We start from the raw sequence: 17,671 nt of genomic DNA on the forward strand, positions 1-17,671 counted from the left end.
TCAGATCTCCATCGTTACGGCCTGCTGGAGCGCGCGTGCCACCACGCGCTTGCCGAGCGCGATCTTGAAGCTGTTGTGCCGCCGCCCCTTGGCGTCTGCGAACGCAGCATCGGCGGCGCGTTGTGCGAGGGCTTCGTCGAATTTTTGTCCCTTGAGCAGCGCCTCTGCCTCGCGCGCTCGCCAGGGCACGGTTGCGACACCGCCAAGCGCGACGCGCGCATCCTTGATCGTGCCGTCCTGCACGTCGAGCGCGACCGCAGCCGAAGACAGCGCGAACTCGTAGGATTGGCGGTCGCGCGCCTTCAGATACACCGATCGCGGCCAGCGTCCGGACACCGCAAAGGCCGAGATCAGCTCGCCGGGCTGAAGCGTGGTTTCGATGTCTGGCGTGCTGCCCGGCGCCTTGTGAAGCTGGGCGAACGGCATGCTGCGCGTGCCGGCCTTGCCCGTGATCTCGATCGTGGCGTCGAGCGCGATCAGCGCCTGGGCGAAATCGCCCGGATAGGTCGCGATGCACTGGTCGGAGATTCCGAGCACGGCATGCATGCGATTGACGCCGTCCATCGCGGCGCAACCGGAGCCGGGATGGCGCTTGTTGCAATTCTCGTAGGAGACATCGCGGAAATAGCTGCAACGCGTCCGCTGCATCACGTTACCGCCGAGCGTCGCCATGTTGCGCAGCTGGGCGCTGGCGGCGAGCTTCAGCGAATTGGCGATCACCGGGTAGTTGCGCTGGATGCCGTCATGCGCGGCGACGTCGGACATCTTTGCGAGCGCGCCGAGCCGCAAATTGTCGTCATTTGGCTCGATCGCCGACCAGCCGTGCGCAAGCGGATTGATGTCGACGATCGCGGCCGGCCGCATCACATCCAGCTTCATCAGGTCGATCAGCGTGGTGCCGCCGGCGAGCGGCTGCGCAGCGGCCTGGGTCAGCGGATTGTTCGCGGCCGCGGCGGCGCTGAGCGCCTGCACGGCCATGTCAGGGTCTGTTGCCCTCTGATACGAAAACGGTCGCATGCGCCTAGCCTTTCATGATCTCGGGCGCGGCCTGCTTCACGGCGGCGACGATATTGGGATAAGCGGCACAGCGACAGATATTGCCGCTCATATACTCGCGTATATCCGCCTCGCTGTTTGCATGGCCCTCCTTGACGCAGGCCACAGCGGACATGATCTGGCCGGGCGTGCAATAGCCGCACTGGAATGCGTCGTTGTCGATGAAGGCCTGCTGCATCGGATGCAGACGGTCGTCGGTGGCAAGCCCTTCGATCGTCGTGATCTCCTGCCCCTCGGCGGCGAGCGCAAGCGTCAGGCACGACACCACGCGCCGGTCGTCGATCAGCACCGTGCAGGCACCGCACTGGCCGTGATCGCAGCCCTTCTTGCTGCCGGTGAGCTTGAGGTGTTCGCGCAGCGCGTCGAGCACCGTGGTGCGGGGATCGATGCTCAGGCGCTTGTCCTTGCCGTTGACGTGGATGGTGACCTCGACAGGAAGCGCCGGATCTTGTGCGACTGACGCGCTCGTATCCCCCGCGGCTGCGCGCGCCGTGATCGGAACAAGCGCACTGCCGGCAGCGCCCACCATAAAGGCGCGCCGATCGAATGCGGATGCTTTGGAACTTGATTTATCGGACATGGACGGCCTCCACTGCTTCGAACCAAGCAGCACACGCCTGCACCGCTCATCGCCCCTTAACCTGAAGCCATGAGCTCCGTTCCGAACGAGAAAGGGCGACGCAGCAAATGCCGCGCCGCCCTTCGTCAACTTTTCCTGATCTTGCGGGGGAACCGCGGGGGCGCCTCAATAGCCCAGCGCGCAACCGTCCTTGCGTGGATCGGAACCGCCGGTGAGCGTGCCCTTGTCCCAATCGATCCAGATTGCCTGGGCGCCGCCGAGCGGACCGACCACGCTGGTGGTCTTGTGGCCGAGCTTCTTCAGGCCTTCGACGATCGCGGCTGGCACGCTGTCCTCGAGCTGATATTGGCCCTCGTAGTGCAGGCCGCGCGGCATGTCGATCGCCTCCTGCACGTCGCAGCCATAGTCGAGGATGTTGGTCAGCACATGAGTCTGGCCGACCGGCTGATATTGTCCGCCCATCACCGCGAACGGCATCACGGAGCGGCCGCCCTTGGTGAGCAGGCTCGGCATGATCGTGTGCAGCGGCCGTTTGCCGCCCGCGATGCAGTTGGGATGGCCCGGTTGGATGCGGAAGCCGCCGGCACGGTTCTGGAACAATACGCCGGTCTTGTTCGAGACGATCGCCGAGCCGAAGGAATGCGCGATCGAGTTGATGAACGAGCAGACGTTGCGGTCCTTGTCCACCACCGTGATGTAGATGGTCGAGGGATTCATCGGCGGTGCAACGTTGGGCAGGTCGAGCATGCCGTCCATGCGGATCTTGGCGATGTGCTCGTCGCAGAATTCCTTGGCAAGGATCTTGGCGACTTCGATCTGCATGTGGTCGGGATCGGCGACATGCAGCTCGCGATGCATGTAGGCGATGCGCGCGGCTTCCGCCTCGAGATGGAAACGCTCGACGCTGAGCGGTGCATATTTCTTCAGGTCAAACCGCGACAGGATGTTGAGCATCAGCAGCATGGTTAGGCCGGGTCCGTTCGGCGGGCACTGCCAGACGTCATAGCCCTTGTACATGGTGCCGATCGGCGTGGTCACTTCCGTCGTATGAGCGGCGAAATCGTCGAGCGTGTGCAGGCCGCCGATGCCCCTGAGGGTCTCGACCATGTCTTCCGCGATCGGGCCCTTATAGAAGGCGTCGCGACCATCCCTGGCGATCGCGCGTAGCGTCTTGCCGAGCTCCGGCTGGCGGATGAGGTCGCCGGCCACCGGCGGCTTTCCGCCCGGCAACAGGTAACGCACGGTGTTGGTGCCACCCTTCAGCTTCTCGAATTGGTTCTTCCAGTCGAAGGCGATGCGCGGCGCGACGACATAACCTTCTTCGGCCGCCTTGATCGCTGGCTGGAGCAGCCGGTCGAAACCGAACTTGCCGTGATCGCGCAACACGGTGGCGAAGGCGTCGACCACGCCGGGAATCGACACCGCATGCGCCGAGGTCAGCGGCACGGAAGTGATTTTGCGCTCGAGATACCAGTCGGCGTTCGCCGCTTTCGGCGCACGGCCGGAGCCGTTATAGGCGATGATCTTGCCCTCGCCCCGCGGTTGGATCAGCGCAAAGCAGTCGCCGCCGATGCCGGTCGATTGCGGCTCGATCACGCCAAGCACGGCCGAGCCGGCGACCGCAGCGTCCACCGCCGTGCCGCCCTCGCGCAGCACCTCGATCGCGGCGAGCGAGGCCAGCGGATGCGAGGTCGCCACCATCGCGTTGGTGGCGTGGACCGTGGACCTGCCGGGGAAATGGAAGTTTCTCATGCGAATTCTTGCTTTCTTGGACGTCCGGCGCGACGGAGCGCCATCTCGGAAAAACCCGGCCTACATGGCATATTCCGGCCCGCCGGAGCAATGCTGGCATACCAATGAAATGGCTGCCATCCGCTGGGCGTATATGGACGGATCGCGGCTTTCAGCCATGGCGGGTTTTCCGGACGGCCGCCGCCTGCTAAACGAGCCGCCATGACTTACAAGGTCGCTGCCTTCTACCAATTCGCCGCCCTCCCGGATCACCGGGAGCTGCGCGAGCCGTTGCGTGGATTCTGTGCTGGCCTGGCCCTGAAGGGCAGCGTGCTGCTGGCCCAGGAGGGGGTCAACGGCACTGTCGCCGGCGCGCCGGAGGCAATCGACGCTTTCGCTCACGAGCTCGCGCACGGCGACATGTTCGGCGGCAGGCTGGACAATCTCGAGCTCAAATTCTCGACCGCGGCGGCGATGCCGTTCCGCCGGCTCAAGGTGCGGCTGAAAAAGGAGATCGTCACGCTCGGCGATGCGGACGCCGATCCGATCAAGAAGGTCGGCACGTATGTCGACGCCGCCGAATGGAATGCGTTGATCGCGGCACCCGACACGCTGCTGCTCGATACCCGCAACGCCTTCGAGGTGGCGATGGGCACGTTCGAGGGCGCGGTCGATCCCGGCATCAAGTGCTTTGGCCAGTTCAAGGACTTTGCCGCCGATCAGCTCGATCCGGCCAAGCACCGCAGGATCGCGATGTTCTGCACCGGCGGCATTCGCTGCGAGAAGGCCAGCGCGCATCTGCTCGCGCGCGGCTTTGCCGAGGTCTATCACCTCAAGGGCGGCATCCTGAGATATCTGGAAGAGGTGCCGGAGACGCAGAGCCGCTGGCGCGGCGAGTGTTTCGTGTTCGACGAGCGCGTCGCGCTCGGCCATGCTTTGCGCGAACTCGACAAGGGGCAGGGCCGTGACGAATGAAATCAAGACGCTGAGCGAGCGCATCGACACATTGGAGATGCGCCTCAGCTATCAGGACGACACCATCGAAACGCTGAACCAGACTATCACCGCACAGTGGAAGCAGATCGATGCGCTGATGCGGCAGATCGCGCAGCTCAGTGAACGGCTCCAGGATGCCGAGGCGAATGCGCCGGGGCCTGCCAACGAGCGCCCGCCGCATTATTGAAACGATGAGCTACTGACCGGACGCCTTGAGCATCAGGCTGGCCACCTCGCCCGACATCATCAACCGGTTGCGCCCGGCTTCTTTCGCGGCGTAGAGCGCCTGATCGGCCGCCTCGACGAGCGAGGCAACGCCCGCCGTGCGATCCAGCACCGGCCGGCAGGCGGCGCCTCCGAGCGAAGCGGTAACGCAACCGGTGGCACGGTTGCTGGTGTGGACGAGGCCCGCCTCGCGGATCGCCCGTCGAATCCGGTCGCCGATCCGGGCGCAGCCCTCGGCATCGGTGTTCGGCAGCAGGATGGCGAACTCCTCGCCGCCATAGCGCGCCGCCAGATCGCCGGGACGCTGCATCTCGGCCGCGATGACCTGCGCCACCCGGCGGAGGCAGGCATCGCCGGCAGGATGGCCGTATTCGTCGTTGTAGGCCTTGAAGTGGTCGACGTCGACCATCAGCAAGGCGAGGCTGGAGCGGTCGCGATAGGCGCGCGCCCACTCGTCCTTCAGACGTTCGTCGAAGCGGCGGCGGTTGGCAAGGCCGGTGAGGCTGTCCTCGATCGCGAGCGTCTCAAGCCTTGTCTCCAGCTTCTTGTGTTCGGTGATGTCGCGCGAGATCGCCACCACGCCGTCGATGTTGCCGTTGGCCTTGCGTGTCACCCGCATGGTCGATTCGAGCCAGACTTCGCCGTTCTCCCGGTGCGAGTTGCGATAGACGAGGCGCGCCTCCTCCTTCTCGCCACGCTTCATGGCGTCGACGATCGCCTGAACCTGCGGCCGATCCTCCGGATTGACGCCCGCGAGCGCGGGCGTGCCGATCAGTTGATTGGCGCGCCAGCCGACGAGGCGCACCGACGAGGGCGAGACATAGCGCAGCCGCTCGTCGAGCCCGATGCGGGTCACCATGTCGCTGGAGCCTTCCGCGAGCAGGCGGAAGTGAGCCTCCTTCTCGATCAGGGCCGCGGCCATGCGCTGGCCCCGTTGCAGCTGCCGCACCAGCACGGCACCGATGACCGCGATCAGCATCACCAGGGCGACCACGTACAGCATGCGGGAGATCGCGGCTGCGCGCCAGGGCGCCAGCAGTTCGTCCTTATCGACGGTGGCGAGCAGGACCAAGGGGTAACGGCTGCTGCGCTTGAAGAAGCTGACGCGCTGGGCGCCGTCCAGCGGCGACTTGAAATGATAGGCGCCGCCCGGCTGCTGCAGGCTGGCGTCGCGGAACAGCGGTGTGTCGCCGACGTTGCGGCCCACGAATTTGTCGTTACTCGGGTTGCGCGCGACGATCAGGCCGTCCCCATGCGTCAGCGCCACCGAACTGTTGCGGCCGATCTCGAACTGCTCGTAGAAATGCGAAAGATATTTCGAGCTGATGGTCGCGAGCACCACGCCGCCGAAGCTGCCGTCCGGCTTGTTGAAGCGACGCGACAGAGTGACGACCCATTCGCCGTCCAGCAGGCTCTTCACGGGACGGCCGACATGGGCCTCTCGTTTCGCAGAGAGCTGATGATGACGGAAGAACGCGTCGTCGTTGAAGGTCGAGCCGATCGTGCCGGGCAAGGTCAGCCAATTGCCCTGATCGTCGATAATGGCGAGGCTGTGAATGCGCTCAACGGCCCTCTTGCGCGCTTCCAGCAGGGTGCGCAGCTTCGCGATCGCGGCCGGGCCGGCGCCGTCCATCTCGAGCCGGCTGACGACGCCGACGACGCCCGAATCCAGCAGATCGAGGCTGTCCTCTGCATGCTGTGTCAGCGAACGGGCAACGTTCGCCATTTCGGTCTCGGCCCCCTTGAGCACCGCATCGCGCGCGGCCCATTCGCGCCAGCCGCTGACCCCGAGAATGGTCGCGCAGGTCAGCACGACAAACGCCGCCGCCCGCAGCGGCAGACGGCTCCATCCGGCTCTTTGGGTCGCAGCACTCATGCGGCAGAATTCTCCGATCTTTTCGGAAACTCTGCCGCTTCTGTCAGTGAACTCTGAAATAACCGCGGTAATGTGCGGCGATATGCCCGGTTTCCCGTAGTCGTACGGACGCAAGCATCAGCGCATTGCTAACAGAACATTACCGCGCCTCTCGGGAACGACTCCCGCCCGCTAGCTGAAGATGGCCTTGACTTTCTCCCAGAGCGTGGGGTGCTCGGCATCCGCATCCGCCTTCGAGGGTGTCGGTTGCGCGACGCTGACGGGATCGGAGGCCGGAAACGTATCCTTCAGACCGCCGTCGAGCTTGGCGTTGCGATCGGCGGCGAGCGCCTCGCGCAAGTCATCGGCATGCTTGTCGTGCGGCGCAGGGTTGAATCTCTCAGCCATGATCTCCTCCATTGGCTGTCAACGCGGCCCAATTGCGCTGGTTCCCCTGTTCCGCTGGGGGCCGCGGCAGTGTATCAGGAGCCATAACTCTCTTCAGGACCATTCGTGCCCCAGTCTGCGCCAAAGCCCTTCATTGACGTGCTCTCCGGCCAGCGCCAGGCCATCCCCCCCATGTGGATGATGCGGCAGGCCGGCCGCTACTTGCCGGAATATCGCGAGGTGCGCGCCAAGGCGGGCGGCTTCCTCGATCTCTGCTTCAATCCGGAGCTCGCTGCCGAGGTGACGCTGCAACCGATCCGGCGATTCGGCTTCGATGCCGCGATCATCTTCTCGGACATTCTGGTGATCCCCTATGCACTCGGGCGCTCCGTGCGTTTCGAGGTCGGCGAAGGCCCGCGGCTCGAACCGCTGGATGACCCGGCGAAGGTTGCGACGCTGGCCGCGCGCGCCGACTTCTCCAAGCTCGCACCCGTGTTTGAGGCGCTACGGATCGTGCGCGGCGCGCTCGCTCCCGAGGTCGCTCTGATCGGCTTCTGCGGCGCGCCATGGACTGTAGCGACCTACATGGTCGCCGGCCAGGGGACGCCCGACCAGGCACCAGCGCGCCTGATGGCCTACCGGCATCCGGAGGCGTTTGCAGAGATCATCGACGTGCTGGTCGACAATTCGATCGAATATCTGCTAGCGCAGCTCGCCGCCGGCGCCGACGCCTTGCAGATCTTCGACACCTGGGCCGGCGTGCTGCCGCCCGCAGAGTTCGCGCGCTGGTCGATCGAACCGACGCGGCGCATCGTCGAAGGCGTGCGCGCCAAGGTGCCGGATGCGAAGATCATCGGCTTCCCGCGCGGTGCCGGCGCGCAGGTGCCGGCCTATGTCGAGGCAACCAGCGTGAACGCGGTGAGCATTGACTGGACCGCGGAGCCGGCCTTCATCCGCGAGCGCGTGCAGAGCAAGGTCGCCGTGCAGGGCAATCTCGACCCGCTGGTGTTGATCACTGGGGGTACCGCGCTCGACCGCGCCGCCGACGACGTGCTGGCGAATTTTGGGCAAGGGCGGCTGATCTTCAATCTCGGGCACGGCATCCAGCCGGAAACGCCGATCGCCCATGTCGAGCAGATGCTGAAGCGCGTGCGGGGCTGATTTATTTCGCAGGTGGGGAGCGGCAAAACAAAAAGCGCCAAAACAACCCCATGCACAGTAGACAAGTCATTGAAAAATCTAAGCCGGCATGACTCACCCGGCGCGTTTGACACGTCGGGCAAAACAGGTGCACGATGACATCATCGCCCGTTATGATCTCACAGGCAGGCTAGCGCGGCCGGCTGCGCTCGATGATCTCGGCGGCACCCTTGGCCAGCAGATCCAGACCCACCGCACGACCGAGTTCGCGCGGGCGGTTGGCGGGGCCTGAACGCGAGGCCTCGATGATGGTGTTGCCGGAGACGTCGAGCACGGACGCCGTCAGCGACATCCGATCGCCGGCGCTAGTCGAAAAGCTCGCCACCGGCGAATTGCAGTGGCCGTTGAGCACCCATAGCACTTCGCGCTCCGCGTTGGCACAGGCGTGCGCGGCGGGATCGTCGATCGATGCAAGGATTTGCCGCGTCTGCCAATCTTGCGCCGCGCATTCAACGGCGACGATGCCCTGGCCTGCGGCGGGCAGCATCTCCGCCGGCGTGAATTCGTAGGCGATGCGATGGGAAAGGCCGACGCGATCAAGGCCGGAGCGCGCCATGATCAGGGCATCCGCGGGACCCACCTCGCCACCATCGGGCAGACGCTGCTTCGTCTTATTGTCGAGCTTGCGCACACGCGTGTCGGCCGCACCGCGAAAATGAATGATCTCTGCCTCCGGAAAGAGCCGACGCGCATAGGCTGCGCGCCGTACGGCATTGGTGCCGATCTTGAAGCCTCGGCCGCGCGTTTGCCGAAACGTCTCCAGCGTCACGCCATAACGCAGCACCAGCGCGTCACTGGGCGGATCGCGCGACAGCGTGGCGCCGATCACGAGGCCGGGCGTGTCCTCGTTGCCCGGCATGTCCTTAAGCGAGTGCATCGCCGCCTGCAACTCGCCCGAGAGCACGGCGGCGCGGATCTGCGCCACGAAGGCGCCGCCCTTGCCGCCGTGAGGCAGGAGCTTGCTGGTCTGGTCGAGATCGCCCGTCGTGTCGAATTTGACGATCTCGACGTCGAGATTGGGCACGGCGGCAGTCAGGCAGCGCACAATCTCTTCCGTCTGTGCCAGCGCCATCGCGCTCTTGCGGGTGCCGATCTTGAATCGCGTAGCCAAGTCTTTGTCCTCTCGAAGCGCGCGGGTTAGCGCGCATCCTCCAATATCATGTCGGAGGCCTTTTCGGCGATCATGATGATGGGCGCCTTGGTGTTCCCCGACACGAGGTCCGGCATGACCGAGCCGTCGACGACGCGGAGGGCGTCAAGCCCCCTCACCTTCAGCCGTTGGTCGACCACCGCGAGCGCGTCGTTGCCCATACGACAGGTCGAGGTCGGATGGTAGATGGTGCTGCCGCGCTCGCGGCAGAAATCGAGCAGCTCCGCATCCGTGGATACTTTCGTGCCGGGATCGACCTCGCCGGCGACGAACGGCTTCAGCGCCGGCGCGCTCAGGATCTTGCGCAGGATCTTCAGGCCTTCGACGTTGGTGGTGCGATCGGTCTCGGTCGACATGTAGTTGATGCGGATCTCCGGCGGCACGGTCGGGTCGGCACTTTTGATGCGCAAGGTCCCGCGGCTTTCGGGCCGAAGCTGGCATACGGAGGCGGTGAAGCCGGAGAAATCGTGCAGCTTCTCGCCCATCTTGTCGGTCGAGAACGGCAGGAAGTGCACCTGGATGTCGGGCGAAGCGAGCCGCGGGCTGGTCTTGAAGAACGCGCCCGCTGTGCCGGCCGCGATCGTCAGCCAGCCCTTGCGGAACAGCGCGTAACGTGCGCCCGCCATCGTGCGGCGCAGCGGATGATTGATGGTGTCGTTGAGCGTGATCTTCTGCGAGCAGCGCATCACGATGCGGACCTGCATGTGGTCCTGAAGATCGTGGCCGACACCCGGCGCCTCTAGCACGACGTCGATACCATGCGTGCGGAGGAGATCGGCCGGGCCGACGCCGGAGAGCTGAAGCAGTTGCGGCGAGTTGTAGGCCCCGCTCGACAGCACGATTTCCTTGCGGGCCCGCGCACGGCGCAAGGCCGCGCCTTGCCGGTATTCGACGCCGACCGCCCGCCGCCCTTCGAACAGGACGCGCTGAGCGTGTGCGGAGGTCTCGATCTTGAGATTGCTGCGCGACTTGGCGGGGCCGAGATAGGCCACCGCCGTGGAAGCGCGGCGGCCATTGCGCGTCGTGGTCTGGAATAGGCCGACGCCTTCCTGCGTGGCGCCATTAAAATCCGGATTGTAGGGCAGACCGGTCTCGACCGCGGCGTCGATGAACGCCTTCGACAGCGGATCGGTCACGATCATGTCGGACACTGGCAGCGGGCCGCCGCTGCCGTGATATTGGTCGGCACCGCGCGACTGGTTCTCGGCCTTCTTGAAGTAGGGCAGCACGTCGTCATAACCCCAGCCGGTGTTGCCGAGCTGGCGCCAGCGGTCGTAGTCCTCGTGCTGACCGCGGACATAGAGCAGGCCGTTGATCGAACTGGAGCCGCCCAGCGTCTTGCCGCGCGGCTGGAAGACCTGGCGCCCCTTCAGCTCGGGCTCCGGCTCGGTCTGGTACATCCAGTTGACGGATTTTTCCTTAAACAGCTTGCCGTAGCCGAGCGGCACGTGGATCCAGATGTTGGAATCCTTCGGCCCGGCTTCGAGCAGCAGCACGCGGTGCTCGCCGTTCGCCGAGAGCCGGTTGGCGAGCACGCAGCCGGCTGAGCCGGCACCGACGATGATGTAGTCGAATTCGGGATCGGACGGCGCGCGTGGGAGGAATTTGCGTTCATGCGCTACTGTTCTTTTTGTTGGTGTTGGCGTTTCCAGCTTCGTCACTTAGCACAATCATATGCAGGCGCAGCGCCTCGACCAGCGACCTGAACGCACGGGCATATTCCGCGCCCGCCCTTGCGATATCAGCGCGCCCGGCGCAGGCGACCGCGGCCTCCGTGACTGCGCCGAGCAGCAGCCGCGCCAGCGGCTCGACCGGCTGTCGCGCGATCAGGCCGGTCTCCATTGCCGCCGCAAGGGTGCGCGGCAGCTTGCCACCGAAGTGCTTGGCGTCGATCTCGCGCCAACGTTCCCAGCCGAGCACGGCTGGCCCGTCGCGCAGGATGATCTGGCCGGTGGGGCCCTTTGCCGTCGCCGCAAAGTAATGCTGGGTACCGGCAACCATAGCGGCGAGCACGTCCTTCTCGGCGCGCGCGGCGCTGTCGATCTCGACAACGAGGTCGCGCGAGACCTGGTCGAACACGGCTTCGAACACCGCCTCCTTGGTCTTGAAGTGATGATAGACAGCGCCCTTGGCGACGCGGGCCCCCTCCGCAATCTCGTCCATGGTGGTGGCGGCGAAGCCTTGTGTCCCGAATAGACGGCGCGCCGCCGTCAGGATCGCTTCCGTGGTCGCCGCCCGCCGCTCCGCCTGTTTCGCCATGTGTCTCGTCTGGGTTCAGAATACCTCTTCCTTCGGGAGAGGTGAGTTCTCGGCTCGCACCGGTTCAACTCACTCTCGCTTTAGTCGAGTTCGGCACAGGCGGCCAGTTGACTTTTCGACCACCGGTCGGTATTTACCGACTATCAGTCGGTTTTACTCGTGAGGTGTGCCATTGCCGAGTCGTGACATTGTCGAAGCGTTTGCGCAGCGGCTGGAAGCAGGAGACTTCATCGGCGCCATTGAACAGTTCTGCGCGCCTGATGCCGTCACCTACGAGAACAACGCTGCTCCGACCGTTGGCCGCGATAAGCTCATCGCCAAGGAGCACGGCGTGCTGGCGGCCTCGAAGGAGGTCAAGGCCGTGCGCATTGGGCCGAGCCTGATCGAGGGCGACCATGTCGCGACTCGCTGGTGCTTCAGCTTCACCAACGCCGAAGGGATCACCCGGACGTTCGACGAGGTCGCCTGGCAGACCTGGCGGGGCGATCAGCTGATCGAGGAGAGGTTCTATTACGACCCGAAGCAGTTGGGGCGATGATTGCGGACACCGGTGTCATCGCCCGGCTTGACCGGGCGATCCAGTACGCCGAGACGCCAATAGTCAATCGATAGGCCGCGGCGTACTGGATGCCCAGGCCGGGGCATGACAGCGGAGTTAGGGGCGAACATCATCCCCTACCATCGCGCATTTGTATCGATTTGTTATCGATACCCTCGTTTCGAACACGCAGAAGTGGTCACGGCGGCGGTCGCAGCCGAGCATAATTCATAGTTCGTCAAAGGTTTGTAGCGAATTCTCAGCTTCTAGCCGGACCAACGGCCGATGCTGCCAGGCTCTCGAATGCGGACTCAAACGACCAGCTATTTCGCACGGCTGTTCGCCGGCGATCTGTCGGCGTTAGGCGGTCCTGCAACCGACGAGGCCGTCGCCGGTCATATTCGGGCCGAACAGATGTCGCTGGTGCTGGGCTATTCCGTCGGCATCATGCTGGCCAATGCCTGCAACGCCATCGTGCTGGCCATCGCGCTGTGGCAGTCGCCGGACCGGATGCCGGCCCTAATCTGGGCGGTCGCCGTAGCCGCCGCTGCGATCGCATTCGGCCTGCAATCCCAGGCCACGCGCCGCATCACCAAGCCGCAATTCGTCTCGCGCCGTGCCATGCACCGGCTGGTGCGCAACGCCTTCATCCTTGGCACCGCCTGGGGCATCGTCCCAGTCGCGTTCTTCTCCGACGCTTCGACCGGCGGCCAGCTCGTCATCACCTGCCTGTGCTCGGGCATGCTGGCGGGCGGCGCGCTGGCCTTCGCGACGATCCCGATCGCGGCCATCGCTTTCACGGCGCCCATCTTCCTCGGAATCGCCATCTGCCTGGGCCGAAAAGGCGATCTCGCCTTCCTGCTGATCGCATTCCTCGTCGTGGTCTACGGAAGCGTGCTGCTCCGCGGCGTGTTCGTCAATTCGTTCTCGTTCGCGCGTCGCGTGATGCAGCAGCTCGAGGCGGAGCGCACGGTGCGGCAGGATCCCCTCACCCATTTGCCTAACCGCGTCGCCTTCAACGAAACGCTCGATGCCGCGCTCAAACGGCTGGCGTTATCAGGTGAGGAATTCGCGGTGCTGCTGCTCGACCTCGATCGCTTCAAGGAGGTCAACGACCAGTTTGGCCAACCCGCCGGCGACGAATTCCTGGTCCAGGTTGCAAGCCGGCTGCAGCGTTGCACGCGCGCGGCCGAGCATGTCGCGCGCATCGGCGGCGACGAATTCGCGCTGGTCATGAACAATGTGGCGCGGCCGGAAGATGTGCTCGAGATCGCCGAGCGCTTCGTCGCGGCCTTCACCGAATCGTTCCAGATCGAGGGCCGCCAGATCGTCGGCGCGACCAGCGTCGGCATCGTGCTGGCGCCGCGCGACGGCAACACGCCGTTCGACCTCATGAAGAATGCCGACGCCGCGCTTTATCGCGCCAAGAAGGCGGGAGCCGGCATGGTCTGCTTCTTCGAGACCAGCGACGACAAGGTGTCCCGCGACCGCAAGGCGCTGCAATCCGACCTCGCGGGCGCAATCGCGAGGGACGAGCTGTTCCTGGTGTTCCAGCCGTTCCTCGGTCTGGGCGACAACCGCATCACCGGCTTCGAGGCGCTGCTGCGCTGGCAGCATCCGGTACGCGGACTGGTGCCGCCGAGCGAATTCATACCGATCGCGGAGGAGACCGGGCTGATCCACGAGATCGGCGAATGGGTCATTCGCCGCGCCTGCACGACGGTGGCGCAATGGCCCGAACAGATCAGGGTCGCCGTGAACTTCTCCGCGGCACAATTTCACAACACCGGCATCCTCCAGACCATCGTGCAGGCGCTTGCCGACGCGAAGGTCTCTCCCAGGCGGCTCGAGATCGAGATCACGGAATCGATGCTGCTGTCGAAATACGGCTCGGCCGCATCGGTCCTGAATGCGCTGCTGGAACTCGGCGTCACCGTGGCGCTCGATGATTTCGGGACGGGCTTCTCCTCGCTCACCTATTTACGCAAGCTGCCGTTCAGCCGTATCAAGATCGACCAGTCCTTCATCCGCGACATGCTGGTGCAGCCGGACTGCGCTGCAATCGTGAAGTCGGTGGTCTCGCTCGCGCGGGACCTGCGCATCGGTGTCGTCGCTGAAGGCGTCGAGACCTCCGACCAACTCGAATATCTGCGCCAGATCAGCTGCGACGAGGTGCAGGGCTATCTGATCAGCCGGCCGGTGGCGGCCGATGCCGTGCTGGCGCTGCTGGACAGCAAGAAACATCGGGCGACCTTTGCGGCGTAGGACTCGATCGGCTTAAGATCGGTGCCGCTACGAAAGAGGTGCGCTCCCTCCCCCGCTTGCGGGGGAGGGTTGGGGAGAGGGTGTCTCCACAGAGGGAATTCCCCAGAGGAGAGAACCCTCACCCGCGCCTTCGGCGCGACCTCTCCCGCACGCGGGAGAGGTGGAGTCCGTGGCTCCGTCCATTCCGCCAAAACAGATCTCGCTGGACGCTATTTCAAATCGCGTCCGCCCGCAGCAGTGTATCCACGGTGATCGTGCCCCTCGCGCGGGAGACGCAGGCACAGATCTTCTGGTTGCTTTGCTTCTGCTGGTCGCTGAAGAAGACGTCGCGATGGTCGATCTCGCCGTCGACCGCGACCACGTCGATGGCGCACAAGCCGCATTCGCCGCGCTTGCAATCATACATCACGTCGTGGCCGCTGGCGTTGAGCACGTCCAGCATCGAGCGTTCGCGCGGGATTTCGAGCTCGACATTTGAGTCCTTCAGACGCACCCGGAACGTCTCGGTCGGCAGCGTGCCGCTGGAGCCAAAGGTCTCGTAGCGGAGATCCGGAAGCGGATGGCCGGCGCCGATCCAGGCATGGCGCGCGGCATCGAGCATGCGCATCGGGCCGCAGAACAGCGCGAGCGCGGCCTTGGGCGCCGACGCGAACAGGGCGTCGAGATCGAGCCGGTTGCCTTCGTCGCTGGCATGAACGACCAGGCGATCGCCGAGCAGCGCGGCGAGATCATCGAGATAGGCCGCTTCGCCGCGCGCGCGCACGGCGTAGTGCAGCGTGAGGTCAGCGCCGCGGCGGGCCAGCGCCTGCGCGGCGCCAAAGATCGGCGTGATGCCGATGCCACCGGCGATCAGGCAATAGTTTTCCCGCGTCCAATCCACCGCAAGCAGCGAGGCGGGCTGGGTGATGTCGAGCCGCGCGCCTGGCTGCAATGACCACATATAGCGCGAGCCGCCGCGGGAATCATCAGCGCGGCGCACCGCGATCTTGAAACCAGCCGAGGTGGCTTCGCCGACCAGCGAATAGGACCGCGTCTCCGGCAGGCCGTCGATGGTGACGTTGACATTGATGTGGCTGCCGACCGGGTAGGCGGCGCCATCGAACTGATCCGGCCGGATCAGGAATTCCCGGATGCTCGGTGCGAGATCGCGAGTCGAGACGAGCGTTGCCGGTATCCAGGTTTCGATGAAGCGCATGGCTGTGCCCTCAATCGGTTGCGGTCTTGATCAGCGCGAGCGCCGGCAAGAGGTCGAGATGGGTCCGGTTGCGCAGCGCGAGCCGCAGGTTGCGCACCGCGAGCCGCGCATGCTCGCGCATGACGGCCTCGGCGCGCGCGCCTTCGCGATTCTCGATCGCGTCAATCACGACGCGATGATGCTCTTGCCCGATGATGAGGATCTGCTGCGCCTCGGGCAGCGCCGATTGCGCCATCACGAAGCCGCTGGGCGAGGCGAACGGCAGCGCGGAGGCGCGGTCGATCTGCCGAATCAACGGCGGGCTGCGCGACAATTCCGTGAGCAGCGCATGAAAGCGCGCATTCAGCGTGACATAGGACGAGAAGGAATCGACCGAGATCGGCACCTGGCGCAGCAATTCGTCGATCGCGGCGAGGCACTCCTTCAGCGGCTCGAGCTCGCGCGCGGAGACGCCGCGCTCGGCGGCGAAACGTGCGGCGAGGCCTTCCAGCGTGCCGCGCAGCTCGATGGAGTCGGAGATGTCGCGCTCCGAGAACGCCTTCACCATGAAGCCGCCGGAGGGGATCGCCTCCAAGAGGCCCTCCTCCTCCAGTCGCACCAGCGCCATGCGCACCGGCGTGCGCGAGGCGCCGGTGGTCTCCACCGCCTGGAGCTCGGAGATGCGTTCGCCCGGACGCAACACGCCCGACAGGATCTGGTCGCGCAGCGCGAGCTGCGCCTTCACGGTCTGCGAGACTGAGCGGTCGACCTCACGTTCGGCCATGTCGGCTATTCCGCGGCCTGGAGATGCTGCGGCGCGTTTTCCTTCGCCACCATGCGATCGATCAGCTTGCGCGTCCACATCGCGCCCGCATCGATGTTGAGATTGTAGAAGATACGATCCGGGTTCTCGTCCATCGCGCGCTGCTGCGCTTCGAGGATCAGCTCGTCCTCGTGAAAGATGCCGGAGACGCCCTCGCGGATCTCGGTGGTGATGCGCTGCTCACTGATGCGATAGTTGCGCACGAACGCCCAGAAATAATGGCAGGTCTTCTCGGTTTCCGGCGTGATGGTATTGAGCACGAAACCGTTGACGCCCTGTGAGCGGTCGCCTTCCGGCGCGCCGGTGCCGGTCGGCGCCACGCCGACGTCGATGGCGATGGTGCACGGGGCTTCGAAGCGGATGATCTGCCAGCGGTCGACGAGACCGGGCTTGCCGAGTTGCTTGGCCCAGAACGGCGGCGGCTCGATGCCGCGCATCCAGCGCGTCACGGTCACCGTCTTCTCGCCATGGGTGACGTCGAACGGCGCCTCAGCCACCGCATCGTTACCGATGGAAGAGCCGTGCACAAAAGTCTCGTGGGTGAGATCCATGAGATTGTCGAGCACGAGGCGGTAGTCGCATTTGACGTGGATGGTCTTGCCGTCGCCAGCCCAGGCCGGATCGTGATTCCAGTGCATGTCCGGAACGAGCGCGGGATCGGCCAGCGCGGGATCACCCATCCAGAGCCAGATGTAGCGGTGACGCTCGACCACCGGATAGGCCCGGACACAGGCGGACGGATTGATGGTCTCCTGCGAGGGCATGAAGGTGCAGCGCCCTTGCGCGTTGTACTTCAGGCCGTGATAGCCGCAGATGACGGTGTCGCCTTCGAGCCGTCCCTTGGACAGCGGCACCAGGCGATGCCAGCAGGCATCCTCCAGCGCGGCCACCGAGCCGTCGGCCTTACGGTACATCACGACATGCTTGCCGCAGATCGTGCGCGGCAACAGCGCCGGCTTCACCTCGGCATCCCATGCGGCAGCGTACCAGGCGTTCATCGGGAAGGGCTTTGTCATCGGTCTCACTCCCACGGCTCATGAATACGTTATGTATACAATAGCAGTCGACCAGAAACGTTCAAGCTAAAACTAATCTACTATAATACCTTTGCCAGTGAAGCTGTATACATATCTGGCCGGAGGGCTATTTTCCGCGAAGAGAGCAATAACCGCGTGCGGCGCCCTCTTACCCTCCCCTTGGAGGGGAGGGTCGCTTCGCATGGAGCGAAGCGGAATGCGGAGCGGGGTGGGATGATCTCTCCACACGGGCACTACCCAAGAGGAAAGATCACCCCACCCCGCTCGCGCTACGCGCGATCGACCCTCCCCCTCCAGGGCAGGGGAATCGCATGTGAGCGTTCTCTGTAAGGCATTGCGAATTGGGCAGAAATCGATTCTGAAGGTGGCTCCTGAGTTGGAAGGAGCGGCCGATG

At 64.8% G+C, this 17,671-nt stretch carries 16 protein-coding genes; 5 read left to right on the top strand and 11 right to left on the bottom strand.

Annotated features, from left to right (window positions below):
- The 3 genes from IVA96_RS05165 to ggt form a co-directional block, all read right to left on the bottom strand.
- Nucleotides 1–1,017, bottom strand: a complete 1,017-nt coding sequence (locus tag IVA96_RS05165; RefSeq protein ID WP_247415748.1) for a xanthine dehydrogenase family protein subunit M — start codon at nucleotides 1,015–1,017, stop codon at nucleotides 1–3.
- A gap of 4 nt (nucleotides 1,018–1,021) precedes the next feature.
- Entirely contained in the window at nucleotides 1,022–1,636 is a 615-nt protein-coding gene (locus IVA96_RS05170) for a (2Fe-2S)-binding protein (protein ID WP_247415751.1), read from the bottom strand.
- Between the two features lie 165 nt (nucleotides 1,637–1,801).
- Nucleotides 1,802–3,388 (bottom strand): gamma-glutamyltransferase, encoded by a 1,587-nt coding sequence (gene ggt / locus IVA96_RS05175; protein ID WP_247415754.1) that lies wholly within the window; start codon nucleotides 3,386–3,388, stop codon nucleotides 1,802–1,804.
- A gap of 201 nt (nucleotides 3,389–3,589) precedes the next feature.
- Between ggt and IVA96_RS05180 the strand changes: the two genes are divergently transcribed.
- Nucleotides 3,590–4,342 (top strand): rhodanese-related sulfurtransferase, encoded by a 753-nt coding sequence (locus tag IVA96_RS05180; RefSeq protein ID WP_247415756.1) that lies wholly within the window; start codon nucleotides 3,590–3,592, stop codon nucleotides 4,340–4,342.
- On the top strand, nucleotides 4,332–4,550 hold the full coding sequence (locus tag IVA96_RS05185; RefSeq protein WP_247415759.1) for a SlyX family protein: 219 nt from the start codon (nucleotides 4,332–4,334) through the stop codon (nucleotides 4,548–4,550). Before IVA96_RS05180 ends, IVA96_RS05185 begins: the two co-directional genes overlap by 11 nt.
- 9 nt (nucleotides 4,551–4,559) lie before the next feature.
- Here IVA96_RS05185 and IVA96_RS05190 read toward each other — a convergent pair whose 3' ends face one another.
- Nucleotides 4,560–6,464: a diguanylate cyclase gene (locus tag IVA96_RS05190; RefSeq protein ID WP_247415762.1), complete on the bottom strand. Its 1,905-nt coding sequence runs from the start codon at nucleotides 6,462–6,464 to the stop codon at nucleotides 4,560–4,562.
- A 171-nt stretch (nucleotides 6,465–6,635) separates the two neighbouring features.
- Nucleotides 6,636–6,851, bottom strand: coding sequence for a hypothetical protein (locus IVA96_RS05195; protein WP_247279537.1), 216 nt, complete (start codon nucleotides 6,849–6,851; stop codon nucleotides 6,636–6,638).
- A gap of 105 nt (nucleotides 6,852–6,956) precedes the next feature.
- Between IVA96_RS05195 and hemE the strand changes: the two genes are divergently transcribed.
- Nucleotides 6,957–7,991 carry a uroporphyrinogen decarboxylase gene (hemE, locus tag IVA96_RS05200; RefSeq protein WP_247415765.1) on the top strand — a complete coding sequence of 345 codons (1,035 nt, stop codon included), beginning with the start codon at nucleotides 6,957–6,959 and terminating at the stop codon, nucleotides 7,989–7,991.
- A gap of 169 nt (nucleotides 7,992–8,160) precedes the next feature.
- On the opposite strand, the gene hemC is transcribed toward hemE, so the two are convergent.
- Genes hemC through IVA96_RS05215 form a run of 3 tightly spaced genes read right to left on the bottom strand, consistent with a single transcriptional unit; the run spans nucleotide 8,161 to nucleotide 11,439 of the window.
- Entirely contained in the window at nucleotides 8,161–9,141 is a 981-nt protein-coding gene (gene hemC / locus IVA96_RS05205) for a hydroxymethylbilane synthase (RefSeq protein WP_247415768.1), read from the bottom strand.
- Between the two features lie 26 nt (nucleotides 9,142–9,167).
- Nucleotides 9,168–10,745, bottom strand: coding sequence for a choline dehydrogenase (locus tag IVA96_RS05210; RefSeq protein WP_247415791.1), 1,578 nt, complete (start codon nucleotides 10,743–10,745; stop codon nucleotides 9,168–9,170).
- A gap of 46 nt (nucleotides 10,746–10,791) precedes the next feature.
- Nucleotides 10,792–11,439: a TetR/AcrR family transcriptional regulator gene (locus IVA96_RS05215; protein ID WP_247415771.1), complete on the bottom strand. Its 648-nt coding sequence runs from the start codon at nucleotides 11,437–11,439 to the stop codon at nucleotides 10,792–10,794.
- A 172-nt stretch (nucleotides 11,440–11,611) separates the two neighbouring features.
- Between IVA96_RS05215 and IVA96_RS05220 the strand changes: the two genes are divergently transcribed.
- Nucleotides 11,612–11,977 carry a nuclear transport factor 2 family protein gene (locus IVA96_RS05220; RefSeq protein ID WP_247415774.1) on the top strand — a complete coding sequence of 122 codons (366 nt, stop codon included), beginning with the start codon at nucleotides 11,612–11,614 and terminating at the stop codon, nucleotides 11,975–11,977.
- 303 nt (nucleotides 11,978–12,280) lie between these two features.
- Entirely contained in the window at nucleotides 12,281–14,242 is a 1,962-nt protein-coding gene (locus IVA96_RS05225) for an EAL domain-containing protein (RefSeq protein WP_247415779.1), read from the top strand.
- 214 nt (nucleotides 14,243–14,456) lie between these two features.
- Here the strand turns inward: IVA96_RS05225 and IVA96_RS05230 are convergent, their stop codons facing one another.
- From IVA96_RS05230 to IVA96_RS05240, 3 genes are read right to left on the bottom strand one after another with little or no spacing between them, the layout of a single operon-like run.
- Nucleotides 14,457–15,437 carry a PDR/VanB family oxidoreductase gene (locus tag IVA96_RS05230; protein ID WP_247415782.1) on the bottom strand — a complete coding sequence of 327 codons (981 nt, stop codon included), beginning with the start codon at nucleotides 15,435–15,437 and terminating at the stop codon, nucleotides 14,457–14,459.
- A 10-nt stretch (nucleotides 15,438–15,447) separates the two neighbouring features.
- Nucleotides 15,448–16,200 carry a GntR family transcriptional regulator gene (locus IVA96_RS05235; protein WP_247279529.1) on the bottom strand — a complete coding sequence of 251 codons (753 nt, stop codon included), beginning with the start codon at nucleotides 16,198–16,200 and terminating at the stop codon, nucleotides 15,448–15,450.
- Between the two features lie 5 nt (nucleotides 16,201–16,205).
- On the bottom strand, nucleotides 16,206–17,255 hold the full coding sequence (locus tag IVA96_RS05240; RefSeq protein ID WP_247279528.1) for an aromatic ring-hydroxylating dioxygenase subunit alpha: 1,050 nt from the start codon (nucleotides 17,253–17,255) through the stop codon (nucleotides 16,206–16,208).
- Nucleotides 17,256–17,671: the final 416 nt, after the last annotated feature.

It is taken from the genome of Bradyrhizobium sp. 159 (genome assembly GCF_023073795.1).
GTDB lineage: Bacteria > Pseudomonadota > Alphaproteobacteria > Rhizobiales > Xanthobacteraceae > Bradyrhizobium.